17 protein-coding genes are annotated in these 25,547 nt (G+C 50.6%); 14 read left to right on the top strand and 3 right to left on the bottom strand.

Going from position 1 to position 25,547, the window contains the following annotated elements:
- Positions 1 to 5 precede the first annotated feature (5 nt).
- Positions 6 to 458, bottom strand: a complete 453-nt coding sequence (locus tag AC5LIL_RS02965; protein WP_427372299.1) for a sigma factor — start codon at positions 456 to 458, stop codon at positions 6 to 8.
- Between the two features lie 348 nt (positions 459 to 806).
- Between AC5LIL_RS02965 and AC5LIL_RS02970 the strand changes: the two genes are divergently transcribed.
- From AC5LIL_RS02970 to AC5LIL_RS03020, 11 genes are all read left to right on the top strand, one after another.
- Complete coding sequence (locus tag AC5LIL_RS02970; protein ID WP_214784470.1) at positions 807 to 1,958, top strand: ROK family transcriptional regulator; 1,152 nt, start codon at positions 807 to 809, stop codon at positions 1,956 to 1,958.
- A 166-nt stretch (positions 1,959 to 2,124) separates the two neighbouring features.
- Positions 2,125 to 2,571: a hypothetical protein gene (locus AC5LIL_RS02975; protein WP_214744383.1), complete on the top strand. Its 447-nt coding sequence runs from the start codon at positions 2,125 to 2,127 to the stop codon at positions 2,569 to 2,571.
- A 24-nt stretch (positions 2,572 to 2,595) separates the two neighbouring features.
- A complete protein-coding gene (locus AC5LIL_RS02980) occupies positions 2,596 to 3,897 on the top strand; it encodes an ABC transporter substrate-binding protein (RefSeq protein WP_224862085.1) in 1,302 nt (433 codons plus the stop codon).
- 67 nt (positions 3,898 to 3,964) lie between these two features.
- Positions 3,965 to 4,918 (top strand): carbohydrate ABC transporter permease, encoded by a 954-nt coding sequence (locus AC5LIL_RS02985; protein ID WP_214694278.1) that lies wholly within the window; start codon positions 3,965 to 3,967, stop codon positions 4,916 to 4,918.
- 12 nt (positions 4,919 to 4,930) lie between these two features.
- The gene (locus tag AC5LIL_RS02990) at positions 4,931 to 5,716 is read left to right on the top strand and encodes a carbohydrate ABC transporter permease (RefSeq protein ID WP_214694276.1); all 786 of its coding nucleotides are present in this window, start codon (positions 4,931 to 4,933) and stop codon (positions 5,714 to 5,716) included.
- An 18-nt stretch (positions 5,717 to 5,734) separates the two neighbouring features.
- Positions 5,735 to 7,723, top strand: coding sequence for a beta-galactosidase (locus AC5LIL_RS02995; protein ID WP_499824839.1), 1,989 nt, complete (start codon positions 5,735 to 5,737; stop codon positions 7,721 to 7,723).
- A complete protein-coding gene (locus AC5LIL_RS03000; RefSeq protein ID WP_499824840.1) occupies positions 7,720 to 9,786 on the top strand; it encodes an alpha-galactosidase in 2,067 nt (688 codons plus the stop codon). Before AC5LIL_RS02995 ends, AC5LIL_RS03000 begins: the two co-directional genes overlap by 4 nt.
- Before the next feature lie 22 nt (positions 9,787 to 9,808).
- On the top strand, positions 9,809 to 10,993 hold the full coding sequence (locus tag AC5LIL_RS03005) for a galactokinase (protein WP_499824841.1): 1,185 nt from the start codon (positions 9,809 to 9,811) through the stop codon (positions 10,991 to 10,993).
- Entirely contained in the window at positions 10,990 to 11,994 is a 1,005-nt protein-coding gene (galE, locus tag AC5LIL_RS03010; protein WP_499824842.1) for a UDP-glucose 4-epimerase GalE, read from the top strand. The genes AC5LIL_RS03005 and galE overlap by 4 nt, the downstream gene beginning before the upstream one ends.
- Positions 11,991 to 13,520: a UDP-glucose--hexose-1-phosphate uridylyltransferase gene (locus AC5LIL_RS03015; RefSeq protein WP_499824843.1), complete on the top strand. Its 1,530-nt coding sequence runs from the start codon at positions 11,991 to 11,993 to the stop codon at positions 13,518 to 13,520. Before galE ends, AC5LIL_RS03015 begins: the two co-directional genes overlap by 4 nt.
- A gap of 14 nt (positions 13,521 to 13,534) precedes the next feature.
- Entirely contained in the window at positions 13,535 to 14,497 is a 963-nt protein-coding gene (locus tag AC5LIL_RS03020; RefSeq protein ID WP_499824844.1) for an aldose epimerase family protein, read from the top strand.
- An 86-nt stretch (positions 14,498 to 14,583) separates the two neighbouring features.
- Here AC5LIL_RS03020 and AC5LIL_RS03025 read toward each other — a convergent pair whose 3' ends face one another.
- Both AC5LIL_RS03025 and AC5LIL_RS03030 read right to left on the bottom strand, forming a co-directional pair.
- A complete protein-coding gene (locus tag AC5LIL_RS03025) occupies positions 14,584 to 17,190 on the bottom strand; it encodes a tetratricopeptide repeat protein (RefSeq protein WP_499824845.1) in 2,607 nt (868 codons plus the stop codon).
- Between the two features lie 4 nt (positions 17,191 to 17,194).
- Positions 17,195 to 18,562, bottom strand: a complete 1,368-nt coding sequence (locus tag AC5LIL_RS03030; protein WP_499824846.1) for a PDDEXK-like family protein — start codon at positions 18,560 to 18,562, stop codon at positions 17,195 to 17,197.
- Positions 18,563 to 18,789: 227 nt separating this feature from the next.
- Here AC5LIL_RS03030 and AC5LIL_RS03035 point away from each other — a divergent pair, with 227 nt between their 5' ends.
- The 3 genes from AC5LIL_RS03035 (at position 18,790) to AC5LIL_RS03045 (ending at position 25,530) form a co-directional block, all read left to right on the top strand.
- Positions 18,790 to 19,554, top strand: coding sequence for an SH3 domain-containing protein (locus AC5LIL_RS03035; protein ID WP_499824847.1), 765 nt, complete (start codon positions 18,790 to 18,792; stop codon positions 19,552 to 19,554).
- 226 nt (positions 19,555 to 19,780) lie between these two features.
- Positions 19,781 to 24,235 (top strand): Ig-like domain-containing protein, encoded by a 4,455-nt coding sequence (locus AC5LIL_RS03040; RefSeq protein ID WP_499824848.1) that lies wholly within the window; start codon positions 19,781 to 19,783, stop codon positions 24,233 to 24,235.
- Positions 24,236 to 24,345: 110 nt separating this feature from the next.
- On the top strand, positions 24,346 to 25,530 hold the full coding sequence (locus AC5LIL_RS03045) for a transglutaminase domain-containing protein (RefSeq protein WP_499824849.1): 1,185 nt from the start codon (positions 24,346 to 24,348) through the stop codon (positions 25,528 to 25,530).
- Positions 25,531 to 25,547 lie beyond the last annotated feature (17 nt).

Genomic DNA, 25,547 nt, shown 5'->3' on the forward strand with positions numbered 1-25,547 from the left:
GTTGTTCACTCCTTCGAATACAACTCTTCTCGCAACTCACGTTGAACGTCCGCCTTATACGCCCGCAATCGGCTTGCGGAGTAGTCGAGCGTCTGTTCCGTGCCGTCAATCAGGTGACAGAGAAGTTCGAAGTGGCGTGGTGATAGGTTCTTTCGTTGTTCGTCGAGCCAATCAAACAGATGGCGCTCGGATGTCATACATTGCTCCGGGAGCCGTTCGGCGGCGACTTCATGTTTCAAGTGTCGTGCATTCTTTTGTTGATGGTTCAGGATTGCCCCACGGATGCGCTGGAAGCAGTACGTCTTCGATAGCGTACAGCCCCGGTTCAACGCTTCCCACAGCGCGATGCGTGCAATTTGGACACAGTCGTCCTGCTCGTTCGGATGGATGTTCAAGTGGCGGATGACATAGTGGATCATCGGCTCCCATTCTGCGATTTGTTCGTCAATCGTTTTCATGTTCCGTTCTTTTCCGAGCGCTCTTTCGTATTCCTAGGTTAGAGCGAGTATAAACGCTATTCCCCCCGCCTAGCGACTGCCCTTATCACACGTAAGCCCAGGGGATATCTCCGATAACATGAAGATTAAGGTGACAGAGGCGTTAGGCATTGGTGTAACAACGACAGAAAGGAGAAGAATAGCGTTTCTTTCCTGATGACGTTGTATTAACCAGATGAAGCATTCGAATTGACCGATATGAAAGAAACATTCCATCATTTCTTAATGAAAGAATGTTTCAGTCAACCGCTGACCGCTTTCCTGGACATGCTATACTAAAAGAAAATGACAGGAATAGGTGGAATGGTCATGGGGAACACAACACCACGCAACTCCAAATGGATGAGGTCCTATAATCGGGCGCTCATCCTTCGGCTCATCCGGCTCCATCAGCCGGTGTCCCGCGTCGAACTTGCCAAGAAGACGAGTTTGACGAAACCGACGATCTCGAACATCGTCAATGAATTGAAAGAAGAAGGACTGATCAATGAGCGGGAGCTCGGTGTCTCGAGTGGGGGAAGACGCCCGATCATGCTCGAGCTCGCGGCGAGCGACCGTTTCGTCATCGGCATCGATGCGACGCAGCGAAAGCTGCACGGGGTCGTCACGAACATCCATGGGGAACTGCTGGACGAGGCATGGCATGACGAACGGTTCGACACGAACGAGGAGTTCATCGACGCCATCGTCGCGCTGTACATAACGTTAAACGACCGCACGAAAGGGGACATCATCGGACTCGGCGTCTCCGTGCACGGGATGGTCGAGGCGGGTGACGGGGTCGTCTTGTTCGCGCCACGTTTTCACTTGCACGACATCCCGCTCAAGCATGAACTTGAAAAGCGACTCGGTCAGCACGTCTTCGTCGAGAACGACGTGCGGACGCTCGCACTCGGCGAACTGTATTTTGGGGAAGCCATCGGCATCGAGGAGTTCTTTTATGTGTATGCCGGGTACGGGATCGGGGGAGCGTATGTCCACGCAGGCGAGTTGATCGATGGGAAGCATCACATCGCCGGTGAGATCGGACATATGCGCATCATGCTTGACGGACCGATTTGTTCATGCGGGAACCGTGGCTGTTTAGAGGCAGTCGCAGGTGAGCGTGCCATCTTGAACGAGGCCCGTCAACTCGCGCATGACCTGACGCTAGACGACCTCCGTGATTCCGTAAGCTCGAATCAAGACGTTCAAAAGCTGTATGAACGGGCCGGTGAATATATCGGCATCGCCACGCTCAATATGATCCATCTGTTGAATCCGGGTCGCATCCTTCTCGGGGGACCACTCTTCAACTATGCGCCGGACGTCGTGACGAACATCCAGGAGCGTGTCGCCCAGACGGCACTCACCCTTGACGCCCGTCAGACCGACATTCGTGTCGTCCCGTGGAACGTCAGCCAAGGCGCGCTCGGGGCAGCGGCACTCATCACGAACGAGATGTTCGGTGAAATCCAATGAAACAACGAGTCGTCTTTCTCTTGTAGAAAGGCGATTTTTAATTTCTTCACAAGAAAGCGTTTACAACATAAACAAGGGCATGCTATAGTCTATATGTAGTTAGATAATAAATTTAATTTACTAAGTAAGGGGTGACACTCTCAACGACACGTTTGGAGGGGTAGCGATGCAAAAAGAGACACCATTGAAAGACCAGTTCCACGCAATCTTCGGTCGCTACGGGGCGACCCGATTGTTCGCACGACACGACTTCGCCTTCGACGAAATGGAAGCGTTCACAGGCGAGGAGACGAGCATGATCATCACGCGCTCTAGACGCGACGGCATCTTTCGTCTCTATGACGAGGAGACGCGTGACATCCGATTATTCCGGGCATCGACGCTCTCTCGTGACGTGTCGTTCGACGACATGGACGGCTTGTTCGAACTGTTGCTTTGGCGATTGAAAGAACAAGACGCATTGCCGTTCGGGGCGGACCTTTACGTCGTCGGCCCATACATAGACGGACCGAAGCTCGATTTGGAACTGATCACGTACACGTTGACACGGCTCGGGGATCGCCCGATGCCAGACCATCTTATTCGGGAGTTATGCCATCGTATCGTGGCGTGACAACACATTCAAAGGAGAATGAACATGAAAAAAACGACGATTGCACTCGCATCATCTGTCTTAATGCTCTCATCTTTACTCGCTGCGTGCGGCGACGACGAACAAGCGGCGGCGACAACGGAAGACGGCAAGCCGGTCATCACATGGTGGGGCTGGGCGCCACAACCTGAAGTCGGGGAAGAAATGGCGAAGGCGTTCAACGAATCGCAAGACGACTACGTTGTCAAATTCAAGCGTCTCGAAGACTACGAGCAACAGCTCCAAGTCGCGATGCTCGGCGGTGACGGTCCGGACGTCATCGGTCTCAAAGAGCCGATGATCCCACAATACAAGGATCGCCTCGTGCCAGCGAAAGACTATATGGACAAAGCGGCCGGCGAAGGCTGGAAAGACAAATTGATCGAGCTCGGCGTCGAACAGACGACGGTCGACGGCGAACAGTATGCGGTACCGGTCGGCTTCACAGGACAGGCATATCTCATGTATAACAAGACGCTTCTCGACAAATACGGCGTGACGCCACCGAAGACGTATGACGAGACGGTCGCAGCGATCGACAAGATCAACGCCTCAGGCGACAAGGTCATCCCGATGCAGCTCGGTGCGAAAGATGCATGGGTCGGCGTCGACGTCTTCAACGTCTTGAGCCACCAAGTCGCACCAGGTTACATCCAGGACGTACTCGCAGGCGACGCGAAGTGGACGGACAAAGAGATGGTCGAGACGGCTGAACTTTGGCAACAACTATACGAAGACAAAGTGTTCCAAGAAGGGGCATTGGGTCTCGCGACATACATGGACGGCATGAACAACTTCTTCGACAAGAAAGCCGCCATGTGGATCATCGGTTCATGGGAAGCCCACTCGATGACGACGGTCGAGAAGCGTGACAAGTGGAACAACTTCGAAGACGAGATCGGCTTCGTCCCGATGCCTAACCTCGCAGGTGGTACGGAACAACCGGTCATCGCATCGATCGACATGGCACTCGGTGTCAACAAAGAGTCGAAACAACAAGAAGGTGCGGCTGCCTTCATCGCTTATATGACACAAGGCGAAGGCCAGGCGCTCTACATGGAGAAGTTTGAGATGGCACCAGCTGTCAAAGACATCGAAGTCGCATACGAAGACAAGTTCACGAACGACGTCGAGCGTGAGTCTTACGAAATCTTGAACGAGACGGTGAAGAACGCTGTCGCGGGACGCGGAATCCGTGACCCGAAAGTGTACGACGCACTCGGGAAAGAACTTCAAAACATCGCTGCCGGACAAGATGCGAAAGAAGCACTCGCACGCATCCAGGCGATTGCGGACCAAGGTAAATAATCGAACGAGCGCCAGTAGCCAGACTCACTGGCGCTCGATTTTTTGAATCTGAAAGTGAGGGAACTTTATGCAACAAGCAACCGATTTGAACAAGTCCAAGCCGAAGCTCGCGTCGGTGCCGCCGAGCGCGCCGAACCCGATCCGGAAGAAGGAGCGGATGAAGCAAAACTTGATCGGCTGGGCGTTCGTCGCCCCGACTGTCCTGTTCGTCATCGCCTTCATCTATTACGGCATCTTCTATAACGCCTATCACTCGCTCTTCTCGTGGGATGGGATCTCGTTTGAGAAAGTGTATGTCGGCTTCGAGAACTTCGCACGCATGTTCCAAGACCCAGAATTTTATAACGCGCTCAAGAATACGGGCATCTTCACGATCTTGACGGTCACGATTCAGGCGGGTCTCGGGCTCGTGTTGGCCTATTTGCTTCACACGAAAGGCGCGGGCCGGACGTTCTTCAAATCGGTGTTCTTCTTCCCGGTCGTCTTGAGCCCGGTCGTCCTCGGGGCGGCTTTCACGCAGATCTTTGACTTCCAGTTCGGTTACATCAACGAATTCCTTCGCATGATTGGTCTCGGTGCTTTGGAGCAGAACTGGCTCGGTGACCAGGACGTCGCGCTCTACGCCATCATCTTGATCAACATCTTCCAGTGGACGGGCTCGTCGATGATTATGTACTACATGGCGATGCTTGCCATCGAACGGGAAGTGTTCGAGGCGGCCAATATTGACGGGGCCGGCTTCTGGCGCACGCTGTGGAGCGTCGTCTTCCCGAACTTGAAAGGGACGACGTTCACGCTGACGATTCTCGGGGTCATCGGTGGTCTGAAGACGTTCGATATCGTCTGGATCTCGACGCAAGGTGGACCGGGTAACTCGACCGAGGTCATCTCGACGTACCTGTTCCGGAAATCGATGCTTCATCAAGAGGTCGGTTACGCCAGTGCCGTCGCCATCATCTTGCTCGCGATCGCTCTCGGTATCACGTACTTCCAGATGCGTGTACAGAAGAAAATGGACTAAGGGGGAGTAGCTATGGAACTGCAAACGAAAAAAGGAAGATGGTTCACGAATATCGGTCTGTCACTCATGGCGGTCCTCTGGTTGTTCCCGATCTTCGTCATGTTCAAGGAAAGCTTACGTGTCAACGGCTTTGAAAACTATATCGCGACGCTTCAAAACCCGAACTTCCCACAGTTCGTCATCAACAGCTTCATCGTCGCGTTCTTCATGATTCTCATTTCGATCTCGCTTCTCGCCTTTGCGGCGTTCGGCTTCTCGAAGCTCCAGTTCGCCGGGAAGCGCCTGTTGTTCAATCTCGTCTTGGCAGGATTGATGTTACCGGTCGCCTCGCTCATCGTACCGCTCTTCTTCACATTGCGTACGCTTGACGGGCTCAACAGCTATTGGGGATTGATCGGTGCCGAGATCGCCTTCTTCCTTCCGTTCGGGCTCATGCTCATCAAGAGCTACTTTGACGAACTGCCGAACGAATTGATGGAAGCGGCGCATATCGACGGGGCGTCGACGTTCCAAATCTTCTATAAAGTCATGATGCCGCTCGCCAAGCCGGCGCTCGCGACAGCGACGATCTATGCGTTCCTCAACTCGTGGAACGAGTACTTGATGGTCCTCACGTTCATGACGGACCCGGCCAAGCAGACGGTGACGATGGCACCGACCTTCTTCACGGAAGCGCTCGGCGGGGACCCTGGTAAACTGTACGCCTCGCTCGTCTTGATCAGCTTGCCGACGATGGTGTTTTATATCTTCTTCCAACGCTTCTTACAAAAAGGGATGACTTCGGGAGCGGTCAAATAATCGATTGAGGTGAACAGCATGTATTTAGGAGTAGATTACTATCCAGAACAGACAGACCGTGCGCTTTGGGACGAGGACGTCCGCCTGATGAAAGAACTCGGTGTCAACGTCATCCGTATGGCCGAATTTGCCTGGACGATGATGGAGCCGGCAGACGGTGAATTCGACTTCTCTTTTTGGGACGAGGTCGTCGAGACGTTCGGCGAACACTTTGACATCGTACTCGGCACGCCGACGGCGACACCGCCCGCATGGCTCATCGAGAAGTACCCGGACATCCTCCCGGTAACGAAAGACGGTGTCCGCATCAGTTTCGGTGCCCGTCGTCATTATACGGTCAACAGTCCCGTCTATCGCGAGTACTGTGAACGCATCACCCGCAAGATGGCGGAACGGTACGGACGACATCCACGCGTGATCGGCTGGCAGACGGACAACGAGTATGGACATGAACAGTCGGACCGCTCGTACGGCGACGTCGATCAAGTGGCGTTCCAGGAATGGTTGAAAGAACGTTACGAGACGCTCGACGCGCTCAACGCGGCTTGGGGGACCGTCTTCTGGAGCCATACATATACGGCATGGACACAGATTCCGGTCCCTCGCACCGTGTTCCAAGAACACAACCCGTCGCTTCTCGTCGATTTCGACCGTTTCTGTTCGGACGCGTATCGCTCGTTCAACAAACTCCAAGTCGACACGCTCCGTCCGCTCATCCACGAGGACGCGTTCATCACGCATAACCTCGTCTATAGCGACATGGCGATCAACCAGCAACAGATGGCCCAAGACCTCGATTACGTCTCGTTCGACAACTACCCGGTCTGGGGCGGATTGCCGGAGCCGAACCGTTTCGAGAAGACGGCGCACGACCATGACTTGTGCCGCTCGTCAAAACAAGGAAAAGGGTTTTGGGTGATGGAGCAACTCAGTGGGGCACAAGGATGGAGCCGCATTGGCTACTTGCCACGACCAGGACATATCCGCCTTTGGACGCATCAAGCCGTCGCCCGTGGCGCCGAGGCGATCGTCTACTTCCGATTCCGTGCCGCTGACTTCGGGACAGAGGAGTTCTGTCACGGCATCATCGACCATGATGGGAAGCCGAAACGGAAGTTTGAAGAAGTGAAGCACGTCATGTCAGAGCTTCACGCGCATGGCGACATGATCAACGCGGCTGCATACAAGTCGGACGTCGCCGTCTATTTCGACCAGGAGAACTTATGGGCGTGGACGCATCAACCGCACTCGGACGCGTTCAACTTCAAACAAGAGTTCGTCCGCTTCTATGGTGCCGCTGTCCGTCAAGGGGTCAACACGGATATCGTCTTCCCAGGGGATGCGCTCGACTCATATAAACTCGTCATCGTCCCGCTCTATTTCTTAGGGAATGACGTGTTCGATGAGACGCTCATCGACTATATCGAGAACGGTGGGAACGTCATCTTCACATATCGGACTGGGGTGAAAGACCCGATCAACCGTTGCCATAACTTGACGCTCCCAGGCAAGTTCGCTGAGTACGCGGGTATCGAGATTGACGAGTACGAGAGCTTACAAGCCGTCCAGTCGAACGAGGTCCGCCTCGGCGACCAAGTATCTAAGGCGAACATCTGGTGCGACTTGATCACGCCAAAAGGTGCAGACGTACTCGCGACTTACGGGCAGGCGTTCTATAAAGGAACGGCGGCCATCACGCGCCACACGTATAAAGGCGACGTGACGTATATCGGCTCATCGGTCGACGATGCGATGCTCGACACGGTCTATCACGAGGCGCTCACACGCGCCGGCATTGACGCGCACCGACTCCCGGACGATGTCGAGAAAGTCGACCGTCATGGGGACGGGCAGTTGATTCGCTTCTATTTGAACCATTCGACCGAAGTCACGTCATCCGTCGAACTCGACGGTACATGGCAGACGCTCGACGGGGAGACGGTGACGGGCACGCTTGAGCTCGAACCGCTCGCGGTCGTCCTACTCAAACGGGAGGTGGAAGCATGATCGTTCGTCACGACAATCGGTTCGCCCTCATCGGGATGAATCTCACGTACGTGTTTGATGTCGATGCGCGTGGTCGTCTCGTCCATCAATATCTCGGTGGACGCCTGCATGAGTCGGACATCAAAGAACTACCGGACGCGCGCGTGTTGCATTCGTCGTTCGAGACACCGGAAGGGGTGGCCGCTTACGAGTTCACCTCGTTCGGCGACCTTGTCTATACGGAACCGACGTTGAAAAGTCATACCGAGACGGAACGGTTGCATGCGTTCGCACTCCGTGATGCGCGGATCGATGGCGAGACGCTCGAGATCGATTTGTTCGACTCCATTCAGTCCCTTCACGTGACGCTTCAGTTCACGCTCTATCCGGCGTACGACATCATCGCCCGGCGCATGACCGTCAAAGCAGGTGAGACGGTCACGCTCGAGAGCGCGCAATCGTTCAGTCTCGGACTGATCGAGCGCGACATGCGACTCCGTCATTTCAGCGGGGCGTGGACGAGCGAGTTCCAGCTTCAAGAAGGGCCGCTCCTCCCGGGCAAGAAGACGATCGAAAGCCGTCGCGGGTTGACGAGCCATCAAAGCAACCCATGGTTCGCACTCGACGATAATGCGACAGAGACACACGGGGAAGTCGTTTACGGCTTCCTCGGACATTCCGGCAACTGGGCGATCCATTTTGAGAAAGACCAGTTCGGCTTCACGCAAGTGACGGGCGGGATCAATTCGTTCGACTTCGCGAAGACGCTTCAAGCGGGGGAGTCGTTCACGACGCCAACAGGCTATATCGGTTATACACAACGCGGATTCGGTGGCATGAGCCAGAACGCCCACGATTTCGAGCGCGACGTCATCATGCCGAAAGCGACGCGTGACGTGTTGCGCCCGGTCCTCTACAACTCGTGGGAGGCGACCTATTTCGACGTCAGCGAGGACGGACAGAAACGTCTCGTCGACGAGGCGGCCGCCATTGGCTGTGAGTTGTTCGTCGTCGATGACGGCTGGTTCGGTGAGCGCCACTCGGACGCAGCCGGACTCGGCGATTGGCACGTCAACGAGACGAAGTTCCCGAACGGGCTCGACCCGCTCGTCCGCTACGTCGAGGAGAAAGGTCTCCAGTTCGGGCTATGGGTCGAACCGGAGATGGTCAATCCAGATTCCGACCTGTACCGGACTCATCCGGAGTGGATTTACTATACGGACGGACGCCCGTCGACGACGTCGCGGAACCAGTTCGTCTTGAACCTCGCCTTGCCTGAAGTCGAGGCGCACGTGACGACATGGCTCGACGAGTTACTCGGACGACACGACATCCGCTACATCAAGTGGGACATGAATCGTGCCTTCTCCGAGCCGGACAGCCCATACCTACGTGACGCGAAAGAACTGTGGCTCCGTCATGCAGAAGCGGTGTATCGCATCCTCGACACGTTACGGGAAAGACATCCGAACGTCGCGTTCGAGTCATGCGCTGGTGGCGGTGGACGGATTGACCTCGGTGTCCTCGCGCGCGTCGAACAAGTTTGGACGAGCGATAACACGGACGCACTCGACCGTCTCACCATCCAGGATGGCTTCTCATACGCCTATAACGCCAAGATGATGAGCTGCTGGGTGACGGACGCCCCGAACTGGTTGAACAATCGTTCGTTGCCGCTCGGATATCGGTTCGTCAGTGCCATGCAAGGGACGCTCGGCATTGGCGGCAACCTGCTCGAATGGACGAAAGAAGAATTGGCAGAAGCAAAAGAATGGATCGCTACGTATAAGACGATCCGTCCGCTTGTGCAGCACGGGACGAGCCATCGTCTCGCCTCGCTCAAACGGGACGGCTTCCACGCCGTAGGCTATACGGACGGAGAAGACTACGTCGTCCTCGTCAACGCCGACCGACGCCAGTACGGGAAGAACCGCTTACGCGTGAAGCTACGCGGACTCGACCCGGAGCGGACGTACGAACTAGAAGGGCGCCGCGTGAGCGGGCGCTATTTGATGGAACAAGGCATAAACCTCACACAACAAACAGACTATGACGCGTATTGCCTGGTCATTCACCCGGCATGAGCGATGGAAGGGATGAAGCCGTATGCTTTCATTTGATATGGAACAGCTGAAACAACAATTCGAGGAGGTGTTCGCCGCATCAGCGGACCGGGTGTTCTTCGCGCCGGGTCGCATCAACTTGATCGGCGAGCACACTGACTATAACGGAGGGCACGTCTTCCCATGTGCGATCACGTTCGGGACGTATGGACTTGTGAAGAAGCGGGAGGACGATTTGATTCGTGTCTACTCACGTAACTTTGAGGACGTCGGCATCGTGTCGTTCCCTGTGATGGACGGGACGTATGAGGCAAGCCACGACTGGGCGAACTACGTGAAAGGTGTCGTCACGCTCCTTCGACAAGACGGGCACGACATCCACGGGTTCGACTTCCTCCTTGCGGGCAACATCCCGAACGGGGCGGGTCTCTCCTCATCGGCTTCCCTCGAACTCGTGACGGCGTTCATGTTGAATGAAGTGTACGGTCTCGGTCTCGAACGGCTTGACCTCGTCCGACTTGGACAACGTGTTGAGAACACATTCATCGGCGTCAACAGCGGTATCATGGATCAGTTCGCCATCGGGATGGGCAAGGCCGGGCAGGCGATGCTCCTCGATTGTGAGACGCTCCATCACGACTATGCACCGATCTCACTCGACGGATATGACATCGTCATCATGAATACGAACAAACGACGCGAGCTCGCCGACTCGAAATATAACGAACGTCGACGTGAATGCGACACGGCGCTCGGGTTGATTCAACCAAAATTCGACGTAGCGTCACTTGGGCAGCTGTCGATGGAGGCGTTCGAACAAGTCGCGATTGACTTACCGGAGACGCTCCGCAAACGGGCACGCCACGCCGTCTCGGAGAACGAGCGGACGAAACTCGCTTACGCCGCTTTACAAGAAGGACGACTCGAGACGTTCGGTCAGTTGATGAACGCATCACACGCGTCGCTTCGTGACGATTATGAAGTGACGGGGCTCGAACTCGACACGCTCGTCGCAGCCGCCCAAGGCTGTGACGGTGTCATCGGGGCCCGCATGACAGGGGCCGGATTCGGTGGCTGTGCCATCGCCATCGTCCGACAAACGGATACGAATGCGATGATCAAACAGACGTCCGCGAAGTACGAAGAGACGATTGGGTACGCGCCGACATGTTACGTCGCCTCGGTCGGGAACGGTGTCCGAGAACTCGTAGAGGAGGAAGTGAAATGAGTGTACTTGTCGTCGGCGGTGCCGGCTATATCGGATCGCACGCCGTCCGTGCCTTATTGAAAGACGGGGAAGACGTCGTCATCCTCGACAATCTCCAGACGGGACACGTCGAGTCGATCCCGCAAGACGTCCGTTTCTATGAAGGGGACTTACGTGACCGCACGTTTGTGAAAGAGGTATTCGCGAAAGAAAGGATCACGGACGTTCTCCATTTCGCGGCAAACTCGCTCGTCGGGGAATCGATGACGGACCCGCTCGCTTACTATGACAACAACGTCTTCGGGACACAGGTGCTCCTCGAGACGATGCGGGACGCACGAGTGAAGCGGATCGTCTTTTCCTCGACGGCCGCGACATACGGTGACCAGACCGTCATGCCGATCGATGAGACGGCGCTGACGAACCCGACGAACACGTACGGGGCGACGAAGCTCGCGATGGAGTCGATGATTCGCTGGTGTGACCAGGCGCACGGCATCCGCTCGGTCGCGCTTCGTTACTTCAACGTTGCCGGCGCGATCGCGACTGGTGAGATCGGGGAAGACCATGACCCGGAGACACACCTCATCCCGATCGTCCTTCAAGTTGCGAACGGACAGCGTGACGCCATCACCGTGTTTGGTGACGACTATGCGACAGAGGACGGCACGTGTATCCGCGACTATATCCACGTCCAGGACCTCGTCGACGCGCATCTTCTGGCACTCCGTTATTTACGGGAAGACGGAGCGAGCGACGTGTTTAACCTCGGGACGGCGAACGGATTATCCGTGCTCGAAATCGTTGAAGCGGCACGCCGCGTGACGGGTCATGACATCCCGGTCCGACTCGGGGAACGCCGCGCCGGTGACCCGGCGAAGTTGATCGCCTCGTCCGACAAGGCACGAAGCGTCCTCGGTTGGACACCGACCCGGTCAAATGTCGAGACGATTTTGACGGACGCATGGAACTGGCATGCGACCCATCCATACGGTTATCAGGCGAAAGAGGTGAGACGATGATCGATGTGACGATTGAGGCACTCGTCGAGGCGGCGATTCGTGCAGAGTTGATTGACGAACAGGACCGGATCTATTCACGGAACCGTGTGCTCGCCACGCTTCATAAACTCGACATGGACGTCCCGACGTCTGTGCCGTCGATGGCAATTCCGGACGCATTAGAGGAGTTGGTCGCGTATGCGATCGAACAGGAGTTGATTGAACCGATCCTCGAAGAGAAGGACCGCTTCATGGCTGAGGTGATGAACGTCTTCGTCTCGAAACCGTCTGAAGTGACGCGTCGTTTCAATGAACTTCGCGCGACGGACGTGACAGCGGCGACGGATTATTTCTATCGGATGAGCCAGGCGTCGAACTATATCCAGACACGACGGATCGCGAACAACATCACGTATCAAGCACCGACACGTTACGGCACGCTCGATATCACCATCAACTTGTCCAAACCGGAGAAGGACCCGCGTGAGATCGCACTCGCTCGGACGCAGCCGACCCCGACGTCGAACTATCCGAAAGGGTTGCTCGCGATCGAGAACGAAGGCTACGGCGGACACTTGAAACACCCGGCGCGTGCGAACCATCGCGTCATCCCGCTCACGCTCGGCGGACAGCCATGGTCGTTCCAATATTCACCATACCTCTACTACAACGAGCACTCGATCTTGTTGTCGAACGAGGTGCGCGACATGGTCATCGACCGGGGCGCGTTCGAGCGTCTGCTTGACTTCATCACACAGTTCCCGCACTATTTCGCCGGGTCGAACGCGGACTTGCCGATCGTCGGCGGTTCGATTTTGACGCACGACCATTATCAGGCCGGCCGCTACCGGTTTGCGATGGATGATGCGCGTGTCGTCTCGACGTATCGCTCGGAGCGCTATGACCAAGTCGAGATTGAGACGCTCTACTGGCCACTCTCGGTCGTCCGTCTCCGTTCCCGTCAACAAGAGCAGCTCGTCATGTTGGCGAATCAGTTGCTCGGCTATTGGCGTGACTATGAGGACGAATCGAGTGAGGTTATCCCGTATACGGATGGCGTCCCACACAACACGGTCACTCCGATTGCGAGACGACGGGACGGGCGCTATGAGCTCGACCTCGTCCTCCGGAACAATCGGACGAGCGACGCACATCCAGACGGCATCTTCCACCCACATGCTGACGTGCATCACATCAAGCGTGAGAATATCGGATTGATCGAGGTGATGGGACTCGCCGTCTTACCGGCGCGATTGAAGACGGAACTTGAACAAGTCGTCCGTTATGTGGCGGGCGAGAATGTCGAAGTTGAAGCGATGCATCAGGAATGGGCGGACGCGTTACGGAAGAAGGCAGGCGACCCGAAAACCATCGTCGATCAGGCGGTCGTCGACAAGTTCGTGAAAGGACTCGAAGACGCCGGTGTCTTCAAACAGACGGAAACGGGGCAGGAACGGTTTGATGTGTTCGTCCGTTCACTCCTAAGTCATGTCGATAAAGTGGAGTACGAAACACCAAGGTCGGGAATGAGAGAGAAAACGAACTAAAGGTGGTTGTACGAGTGAAACAAGCGACGATTCAAAACACCAACGGCATGAAACTATCCGCCATCGACTATGGCTGTGCGATGACGGAACTGACAGCCCCGGACCGAGACGGCAATCTCGACTCGGTCATCTTGAAATATGGGGACGTCTCTCAATACTTAGAAAACCCGGTCTATCTCGGATCGGTCGTCGGGCGGATTGCCGGACGAATTCGCGATGCGGAGATCGATGGCGTTGCCTTGACCCCAAGCGAGGCGCCCCATCATATCCATGGAGGCGACAAAGGCATCACGGCCCGTTACTGGGAGATGGACGCGGATGAGCAGTGCATCCAGTTCACGTATGTGAGCCCGGACGGGGAAGAAGGGTATCCCGGAAACGTCTTCTTCAAAGTGTTATATGAACTGACAGATGACAATGAACTGATCGTCACGATGACGGCGGAGACGGACCAACTGACGTGGGTCAACCTGAACCACCACAACTATTTCAATCTCGGGGGACGCCCGACCATCCACGACCATGAGCTGACGCTACCAGCCGATTCGGTCGGGGTGCTCGATACGGAATCGCTGCCGACAGGAGAGTTGCGGGATGTGACCGGGACCCCGTTTGATTTCCGCGACGGGAAAGCGGTCCGAGAGGCGCTCGCGTCAGGAGACGAGGCGATTGTAAAAGCCGGTGGACTCGATCATCCGTTCATCTTGAAGGACGGGGAGACGAGGCTACATGACCCGGTGAGCGGACGGACGATGACGGTCGAGACGAATCAACCCGTCATGGTCGTCTATACGGGCAACTTCCTCAGTGAAGAGACGCCGGTGACGCTTGACGGCCGACAAAAACATAGCGCGATTTGTCTCGAGGCCCAGGCGTTCCCGGACGCCCCGAACCATCCAGATATCGCGACCTCGATCGAACTGAAACCGGGTGAGTTGTATCACTCGCGGACAGTGTATCGGTTTGGGGTGGAGTGAATAAAAATAGAGCAGCTAATCACACTGTGCACAACACAATGCGATTAGCTGCTCTTAATTGTTTTAAAGTAGGTATCAAAAGTTTATCAAGTCTTGATTTGGTCATAGCTGTTTGCTAATTCGTAATGCGATAGTGATTGAACTGTGTTACCTAAGCAACCATAGACGTCTCCCAATAGTTGATGTGTTCTTTGTAAACTGTTGTTTAAATAAATATAATTCGGAGTATACGATACCAGTTGTTCATAAAGATGAAGTGATTGTTTCAAGTGAGAAAGTGCGGAATTGTATTTATGTTGCTCAATTAATCCTTTACTAAAATGCGTGTAAAGTGAAGCATGGCGATTTCTTGAACTAGCTCGATAAGGAGACAGTTGTTCGATAGTATCAAACACATGTGCCGCTTCGATAAATAGCTTTTCAGCCTTTTCAAATTCGGCGTAGTCAATTTTATGAATCATGTAGTCGACAAGCGCGTGTCCCTTTTTCTCTAGACACTCTACAAATACGCTTGATTTATTGAGTACTTGATTATACATACAAATCGCTTCGTTGAAATGATAGTCCTTAATTACAGGGTCTTGATGATGTTCCGCCAGTCGCTTGTGTACCATGCCGTAATTGATGAATGTCCAATAAATATTCTCGTCTGTAGCAGATTGTAGCGACTGCTCATATGCTGTAAGAGAATGGAGGTAAGCATCAAATCGGGCTAATTGATTTTTTTTGCCGTAAGCTTCGCCTAACTTTTCATATGCTAGTCCTAGGTTTGTGAAAAGTGTATTTGAATCTGGGTAGAGTTCGATTCCGTTTTCACAATTCACTAGAGCTAGTTCATAGAGACGGATTGCATGGTCTATTTTTTTATAACGAAGATTTAGTTTTCCAAGACGAATATAAGAAAGCGACATCGTAATAAAATAGTTTTCGTCGATTCGGTCCTTAATATCAGATGAAACGACTTTCTCTAATAGGGCGCGCGCTTCGTTATAATTTGAAGTTTGAATATTAATTTCAGCCATATTTGACCGAATCTCTAGTATCTCTGATGCGTATGCTGATTGTTCAAGATATTGTTGAAGCGATGTCTCGTAAGAGGTTAATGCCTCGCGGTATATTCCTTGATAAAACAAAATATCACCTCGTAGACGGTTTAGTGGTGCTAATTTTCTAGAATCAGAGATAGTATGTAAAGCGTCAGTAATCGCTTGACCAATACTGATTAAATCTCGAGTTGATTTATAACGATTGACATAGTCAATCATCCAAGCAATATACTCATCAAGGTTATCCGAACAAGAACCGTGAAACGAGGCCTCTTTAAATAAGTCAGAAATATCTTTTGGGTCAGTCTCGTCTTTAAACTTTTCAAGATAATACTTCCACATGAACGAGTTAATTCGACGATTGAAATATCCGTTGTGTGCTCCTTTTAAGTCTTCGATGAGACACTTCCTCATGAGAGGATGGATTTGCCAACCTTTGTTCTCTTTTTCGATGATGAATGAAGAAGCTATTAATTGATTGAAAGCAGTGATTGGAAAACCTGTATTAAACTCTTTCATCAAGCTAAAGTAAATATCGAGAGACCAAAAATTAGGTATTGCTAAAACTTTTAACGTTTCTCGTTCATGTAAGTCTAAACAATAGAGAAATTTCTTTGATACTTCGATAGTGGAGTTAGAATAGTCAAACGTAAATGTGTTTTGACTAGATTTATGATACATATCAACCATCAAATCTAAGTAATACGGAACTCCGTAACTTGCCTCGGCAATATGCTGTAATGAATCATCACATTCAATACCGCATGCCTGTAAAAAACTCAATCGATCATCATCAGGTAATTCCTCTAAACGATGTGTGATTAGTTTACAAGATGTTTCAGACCAAGAAACTTGATTTCGACTCCCGATGATCCAAGTGATATTCGGAAGTGATTCAATTAAATGCTGAACCCAGTCGATTGAATTGAAAAATCGACTATGGTTTTTCTGTGATGATTGAAGTAATAACTCATACGAATCAAAGAAGATTATAAAAGGCTTCCTTATATTTTTAGTATTAATGTGACGAGAGAGGTCTTCTTTAAAATAAAAAAGTAATAAGTTTTCTGTTTCAATAATTGACTTGCCTTCTAATGTCTTTAGAATATCTTTTGATTCCTTAGACCAAGAAGGGTGACTAGTAAATGCTTCTTCAATCTTTTTCAATAATGGTGGAACGATTGAGAAGTAAGGGACTATATCAAGTTCGGAAATCACTTTTTCAAGTAAGCTACCTTCGTCCAAAAAAGGGAAGACACTTTCTTTAGCATTTGGAAGAAATCCAGGGTTCAGTTTCTTCCAAAATACTGAGTAGGCAAGTTCAAAACTCCGAAATGGTATTTTGTATCGCTGATGGAGATCCATCTTCATTTGAAGCAATGCGCTGGAAAGACGATGATGATCTGTATTTTCAAAATTAATATTTGTATAAATAGAATCATTGTTTGAACTATTCAACTCTTCGATAAGTTTTCGTATTAATGCTGTTTTTCCAATGCCTCCAAACCCGAAAAAGTTTAGAATGATCGGGATTTCTCGCTTTGAATCATATGTAGCTACGGCTTCATGAAATGCAGATGTATGCTCTTTACGATCGGTAAACATTCGATTAGCGACAGTTAGATGAAGCGAATTGGTTAGGGTCATTTTATTAATCCCTTCTTAGTGATGGAGTGATATGATTGTTTTCAGTTACCTCTTTCAACACATCAATCATACTGCTATGGAAATCTCGAAATGCGTCGGTTTCTACTAAGTCTTTCATCGTTTGATGTACATGGTTGGCGTTCGTCCAATCTGGAACATCCATCGTATCTGTATAAATGCGAGTGAACTTTTTCCCTTCTTGTTTTCCTGATTTCATAAAGGAAATTCCTTTTTCTTCGATGGCTTCCAATAGTTCAAGACGACGTTCGTAAGGAATCGGACCAACTTCGACATATAGTTTGAGTCGCTTATCGCCTTTTCGCTCAAACCACATGATGAGCGCATAATTGAGCCAATAGCGTTTCAAGCGAGGCAATTGTTCAAGTGCAGGTAACCACTCGTTCATCACAAAGTTTGGAACACGTGAATGTGCACTGTACACATTCAATTGCAGTTCATTTGCGAATGTTTCAAATGCCTGAGGCAGAATGTTCCCACTCACTTTAATGATGTGATCGATGGTCTGCCGCTTTCGGTTATAAATGATGCGTAGATGTCTTTTGGTATCCTCATCTAACGTCTTTAAGATACGCGTCGCTTTTCGAAGGTCGACTTGTTTTTGTTTTGATGGATTGGCATTCGCAAAAAGTAGTTGAATGGCAAGCGTATTCTCTTGATACAGTTGTAGTGCCGTACGGTCCGCTTCTTCGTTCTCGACGAGGCGCTCTTCCAACAGATTCGTGTAATACGTTAAGAAATCATAAATGTTGTCAGCAATCGTTGCACGATTCAATTCAAGTTCTTGTTTGATGATGGTCAACACATCACCGTAGTCGAGTACCCAATAGTCTTCATGCGAAGGAAGGTCACTCGATAAGGTGAGGTAGACGGGGAGCACGTTCCGATTCGGAAACATGTCTTTCACGTGAGTGATATATCGAGTCAATTGTCCAGACGACTCACTTGAATGGAACTTATTTTCGATGAGTAAGGTGATATTGAGAGTGGGGATATCGATGAGTAAGTCAATCGATCCATTTCCCGTATACCATTCACGGTGAACAATCACGTCCGTGAGAGCTTGATGAGAGAAAGCTAAGTAATCGAACAAATGAATTTTATCTTCGTTGTCTTGTTTTGTAATGAGATGCATCAGTAATTTTCTCAAGAAGAAGCTTCCGAGGCGATGATTCTCGTTAGGATCTAATAACCAGGCGAGTACGTTCGAATGTCGAATCTCATATTGATCGACCCGTAACACTTTCAATGGATTGAATTGCTCGAATTGTTGGTGCAGTCGATTGAACTCAGGTGCATTTTCAAGTTGAAGAATGGTGTCCAACTGAATTGATTGTTCAGAAGTGGGATTCATGTAGGAGCCTCCGTTACATATATTGTAAGTCCATTAAAACATACAATGAATCCATATCCTTTAATGAAATTGCTATAGCTATGAAATGGGAGTTAAAAAATCAAAAAACGATTTTCTTATTTCCTAAAATCTCCGAAAAAGCAGTATGACCACTTGATAAACTACATATAAAGAATAAAGTCATGGAGGCTATACATATGAAGAATAAAGTCATGGAGGCTATACATATGAAGAAGTTGTTAAGTGGCGTTATGTTAGCAGTGTTTTGTTTGACAGCCATACTGTCACCAGCTCAGATTCCTTTTTCTCAAGGTGATGTGAGTAAAGTCGAAGCAACGCTTGAAAAGCAGTTTAACAAATCGAGTAAAATCTATGCATCACGTAGTCGGAAAGCAAAGGTAATCCTTAACGTCAAAAAGAATCAAACCGTCACGGTTCTCGAGACAGTCGGTAGTTGGAGCAAGGTGCGTGTAGGTAAGAAAACGGGATGGACTGCAAACCGAGATTTGAGTGTGGTGAAGCCGAAGATTGAGATTGATCGCCCTTCGCCAACAGCTCTATTTGAAAAGGTGAAGCTGGATCCCCGCTTCGCCGAATTTGAGGGTATTCGTCTCATTGGCTATAAATATGAAAAGGGAGAACAGAATTTCCTTCAGGTGTTTCACCTCGAAGATAAAGGAATTTTAGTCATGAGACATTGGTTCGGTGATGCCTATAAACCAGGTGTGAGACCAAAAGAACGTGAGGCGATGATGAAATATCAATATGAATCGATTAAAATGATGGGTGAGTTGATGTACGGACCTGATACACAAGAAGCTAAAAACTATGCGAGCGTGGCATCTGCACATATGACTGAGGTGGAACGTCTTGTTATGGAAGACTGGCATAATCGGATGCGTTATTTCAAAGAAGGAACGTTCCGTGCAAATGGAGACTCCTTTAAATATTATATGGCCGGACCAGGAATTGAGATTGAGTTTTCTGAATAAAATAGGAATTCTACGTATGAAATGTAGAGTAGTAAATTTATGTATAAATAAGCGTTTAGGAAAGTGGAGTGATCGAAACTGGTCACTCCGCTTTTTTGTGTTGTTCATGCCCCTATTTTTATAAAATAGGTCATTCTGTTTTTGGAAAACGTGCTATATTTTTATATGGGATTTATAGGATTCATATTCAAAAACCTACATATGATAAAAGAGAAGAGGAAAACATATGAAGAAGTGGTTGGCTCAATTGATTATCATCATATTATTAGTGCATTCATTGCCTTATTCAGGATTTGCGATGGAGGATACAGAGGCACCAGAATTAGTCAACTATACGCTTGACTCAGGGGAGTTCACAATCGGGGACAACGTGCACTTAACACTAGAGGCGAAAGACAACTCGGGGCTGCCGCCATACGTATATGTGTATTTGAAGAAACCGATCACGGGACACATGCACAACGTACCAGTCTACCATCGAGGGGACGGCATATATGAAGGAGCATTCACGATTGAGGAGGGGATGGAATCTGGGCGATACGTCCTCGAATACGTGTATCTGGTGGACGCTCGTTCGAATGACCGATCGGTCTATCGTGATGAGAGCGACGTACAGGGTTTTAACGTCTATGGAACAAACAGTGATACGACAGCTCCTGAGCTTATCGATTATAAGCTTGACTCGGGGGAATTCACAATCGGGGACAACGTGCACATAACGCTAGAGGCGAGAGACAACTCGGGGCTGCCGCCATACGTATATGTGTATTTGAAGAAACCGATCACGGGACACATGCACAACGTACCAGTCTACCATCGAGGGGACGGCATATATGAAGGAGCATTCACGATTGAGGAGGGGATGGAATCTGGGCGATACGTCCTCGAATACGTGTATCTGGTGGACGCTCGTTCGAATGACCGATCGGTCTATCGTGATGAGAGCGACGTACAGGGTTTTAGCGTCTATGGAACAAACAGTGATACGACGGCTCCTGAGCTTATCGATTATAAGCTTGACTCGGGGGAATTCACAATCGGGGACAACGTGCACATAACGCTAGAGGCGAGAGACAACTCGGGGCTGCCGCCATACGTATATGTGTATTTGAAGAAACCGATCACGGGACACATGCACAACGTACCAGTCTACCATCGAGGGGACGGCATATATGAAGGAGCATTCACGATTGAGGAGGGGATGGAATCTGGGCGATACGTCCTCGAATACGTGTATTTGGTGGACGCTCGCTCGAATGATCGAACGGTCTATCGAAATGTAGAAGACACTCAAGGTTTCACGTTACGTTATCCTTCGTCCGACACAGTCAAACCAACCTTCGAAAAAATCGATTCGGCAACACTCGAACTTGATGAAGGTGACTTCCAATCCTTCACCATCTTTGCGTCTGATGACTTGAAGCTAAAATCAGTCGATGCCACGTTTGTGAACGAGTTCAATGAAACAGTGACATTGTCGAGTACGAATGTCACGACTGATGGGTTTAACATGGAGCTATCTCGTAGCGCATTCCCTAAAGAAGCAGCAACATGGAAACTCCAGTCCTTGCGTATTCAAGATATGAATGCGAATGAAACCATCGTGACAGAAGGGTTATCTTTCACAGTTAAAACGCTCGCTCCAATCACGCCTGTCGATGCTCGCATCGTTAAGTCAAATGAGTCTTGGAGTTACACAACGGTGAACCAGGATATTTACATCATGCCAGGTGCCACATTGACGGTCGGACAAGGAACGGTATTGAACGGCAATGTGTACGTGGGTGGACGATTACGACTGACCGGAGGAGTAAATGTGAAGGGGCAACTTCGCGGCACATACTTCACATTTGGGTACTATACCCCTTCCCAAGATGGAATGGTCGTCATGTCAGGGTCGAACAGTGTCTATTCGATGACTGCGACGAATCAATTATATGATACGTTACCATTCCGACTCGAAAGCACACCTGTATTCGAACAAGACGGACAGGTGTCAGTATTGGGATCATTCATTCCGTTGTCGACGCTCTACTTAAATGGAGAACCACTCCAAACGAAAGCGAACGGGACATTCCGTGTCGAGTTGAAGACTCCGGAAGATCGGACGTTACGTTTCTCGATGACCGATGCTTACGGTAAGATTCACCGATGGTCATATCGAGTGTATAAGACGGACATTCCAGTCGTAACTGCCACACTCGACAGTGGCATCTATTTGAAAGGTCAGACGGTTGGATTGACGGCGACCGATGGAACGATTCATGTCACACGCAACAATCAAGCATCTGTTTATGAAGGTCCCTTCACGCTCAATGAGACCGTGATCCTCTCTGCTTATGCGAAGGATGAGATTGATCGTACATCTGAGACCGTATCCCGTCGATATGAAATCATGACGATTGATCCTGTGACGAACCGAGATACGTCGATTCAAGGAACGGCAGAACCGGGGACACATGTGACATTGACACTCGGCGCAGACACATCTACAGTAACGACCGATGAAACGGGTCGATTCGTCTTCGACGGCCTACAGTTAACCAATCAATCAACATTCTCAATCCAAGCGACTCACGGGATGCTGGCGAGTGACGTTTGGACGAAGTCAATTCAAGATGTGATTGCACCGACCGTGACAGGTGTGTCACATGACCATTTCTACGCTCAACCTGTCTCGTTCACGTTCAATGAAGGGACAGCGACGATGAATGGCAATGTTGTCACGTCGCCTGTCCGTGTTGAAACGGATGGAACCTATGAGTTAGTGGTTAAGGATGAAGCGAACAATCAGACAACCGTGCGTTTCACGTTGGATCAACAAGCACCTGTTTTGACGGGAGTGCCGAACGATTTGACCAATCAAATCGTGACACCGACCTTCAATGAAGGAGTAGCGTTGTTGAATGGGAAATCGTTCACGTCAGGTCAATCGATTACGACAGACGGAACGTATACGCTGATTGTTCGAGACAAAGCAGGAAATGAAACGAAGCAATCATTCACGATTGATCGTACCGCGCCTGTCGTCAGCAATATTCAAAACGGATCATTTAACCGAAATATTACTCCAGTCTTTGGAGAAGGTACCGCGACCTTAAACGACAAACCGTTCACGAGTGGGACGGTCGTGTCGGAAGAAGGCGTCTATGAATTAGTGGTCAAGGATGACGCGGAGAACATCACGAAGATCATGTTCACCATCGATAAGACAGCGGTCGAGGTTCAAGGCGTGACAGCTAACGGATACTATCAATCGGCACGTCCGGCCTTCAGCGAAGGAACCGCGACCTTGAACGACAAACCGTTCACTAGTGGGACGCTCGTGGCAGAAGAGGGCATCTATGAACTAGTGGTCAAAGATGACGCGGGGAACGTCACGAAGGTCATGTTCACCATCGATAAAACGGCAGTCGAAGTTCAGGGTGTGACGGCTGATGGATACTATCAATCGGCACGTCCGACCTTCAGCGAAGGAACCGCGACCTTGAACGATAAACCGTTCACGAGTGGGACAGTCGTTTCGGAAGAAGGCGTCTATGAACTAGAGGTCAAGGATAAGGCAGGGAACGTCACAAAAATCACGTTCACTATCGATAAGACAGCAGTCGAGGTTCAAGGTGTGACAGAAGCTGGCACGTACCCGTTCGCTCAACCAACATTTAGTGAGGGAGAGGCAACACTGAACGGAAAACCGTTCACATCGGGTCAAGCTATCGCAACCGACGGAAACTATACATTGATCGTCACCGATCGAGCTGGAAATCAGACGGTCGTTCAATTCACGATTGATGCGACACCTCCTGCACTCAGTGGCTTCACGTCAGGAAAAGTCGCCTATCGAGAAGTGAAACCAACCTTTACAGAAGGGACGGCGACATTGAACGGGAAGCCATTCCTTTCCGGGACAACGATTGCCACAGCAGGGAAGTATACGTTGGAGATTACAGATGAGCATGGGAACAAGCGGAGCGAAACGTTTACGATTGATCGCACCTCTCCAGTCGTGACTGGGGTGACGCATCGCCAATTGACGAATAAAGACCTCGTCATCAAGTTCAATGAAGGAACGGCGACATTGAACGGGAAGCGGATCGCTAATCAGACGAAAGTAAGTACTTCTGGAGCTTATACACTCCGTGTGACGGATGCCGCTGGGAACATCACACAACTAACATTCACAATCGATAAGCAGGCACCTGCTCGTCCGACCCTTCTCACGCTCACGAACAAATCGACTCGCGTGACGGGGAAAGCGGAAAAGGGAGCAATGGTGTACATTTACTACAACAACCGCACGTATAAAGCGAAAGCAAGTAGTACGGGTGTGTATCGCTACGATATGAAGACGACAAAAGTCGGTGCAACCGTATCGGTTCGTGCGTTAGACGCTGCAGGCAACCTCTCACCGCTCACATCGCTACGTGTCCTCAACACGTTCCGTACGTTTTCTGTCAACTCGGTCCGAGCAAATCAGACTTACGTGACGGGTAAAGGGAATAAAGGGGCGACAGTTCAGGCATTTGTCGGGACGAAAGCCATCAGCAAGACCGCTAAAGTTGATTCCCGTGGAAATTATAAACTAGTGATTCCACGTCAGAAATCAGGTGTGACGGTCACAGTGAAGATGAAACAGAGTGGGTATCAAGATTTGAAGAAGACGATAAAAGTCGTCCGCTAACCGAGGAGCATCCTATCATGATGATAGGATGCTTTCTATTTTTATACATCTCAGACTTTTAATTGGTTTATAATGACAATTGAAGAGACTACTATTGTGAGGGTGAATGTATGAGTCCTGTGATGATCGGAACGGTTTTGTTGTTGATTTGTTTACCTTTGGGTTGTCTGTTAGGCATGCGTGCCTTTCAGATGTTTCGGATTCACACGCGCGTACGTGCAGGCTTGTTCGCGGTCCGTCATGCGTTACGTGCTGCGAAACATCACCCTGGTCGTCAGTTTGACATACTCGATCCCATTTATCGCGGTGTCGTCTTTCAGCTCAACGGAAGGAATTTGATGAAGCGTCATCAACTCGAACAAGCCGTCAATGATGAGCTGAATCGTGTGTTGAAATATGGATGGTTGTCTTCTTTGTCTCTTGTCGGAAGAGGGGTTCTTGCGATGATCTTTTTCGGGATCGCGGGTGTGAGTGGGAATATCGTCGCGCAAGAAACGAAGTCGTTTGACGTGGTGAACTGGTTTGTTTCACAACACGTCGAAAGTGAGACGACCGTGCTCGGGAAGTCGTTCAAACTCCCATACGAAATTGACTCAGCCGAAACGCTTGGCACCGCCATCGCCTATCATATGACCCGCTTTGATGAGACATTCACGATTCCCTACACAGGGGAGACGGGAGACATGCAGCAGACGATGGACGCGGCGTGGGAATGGATCGAGCGACATCACATCTACGTGTATCGACTCTCGCGTGGAGGGGAATCAAAATGGATTGAGCAGAATGGCGTCTTCAACTTACAGATGACACTGAACTATGACATGACGGCTTCCGAGGCCGCACAAGTACAAGAACGCGTCAACGAAGTGATTCGCGACATGCCGCGTGATTTGGACGAAGTCGGCAAGGTCAAATACGTGAACGACTATGTCGTCTCGCACACTGCCTACAATCTAGATAGTCTGGCAAGTCCATATACGCCGTATTCGATCTTGTTCAACGGGGAAGGGGTATGTGAAGGCTATGCGCTAACGACGCTCTTATTGTTAGAGGCGGCAGGCATCGAAGCACGTTATATTTCCGGGGAAGTCGCAAGCGGTCTCCATGCGTGGAACCTCGTCCGTGTGAACAACGAATGGTATCATCTCGATACGACGTGGAACGACCCGGTTCCGAACCAACCTGGGAACGGGCGAACGGACTATTTCCTCGTCTCGGACGCAACGCTTCGCGCGGACCATACGTGGGCATTCGGTCGTTATCCGGTGACAGCCACGCAAAATATTCAATTGTGAGAGCGAAAGGAGATTCC

The sequence above is a fragment of the Exiguobacterium sp. RM11 genome (assembly GCF_059821525.1).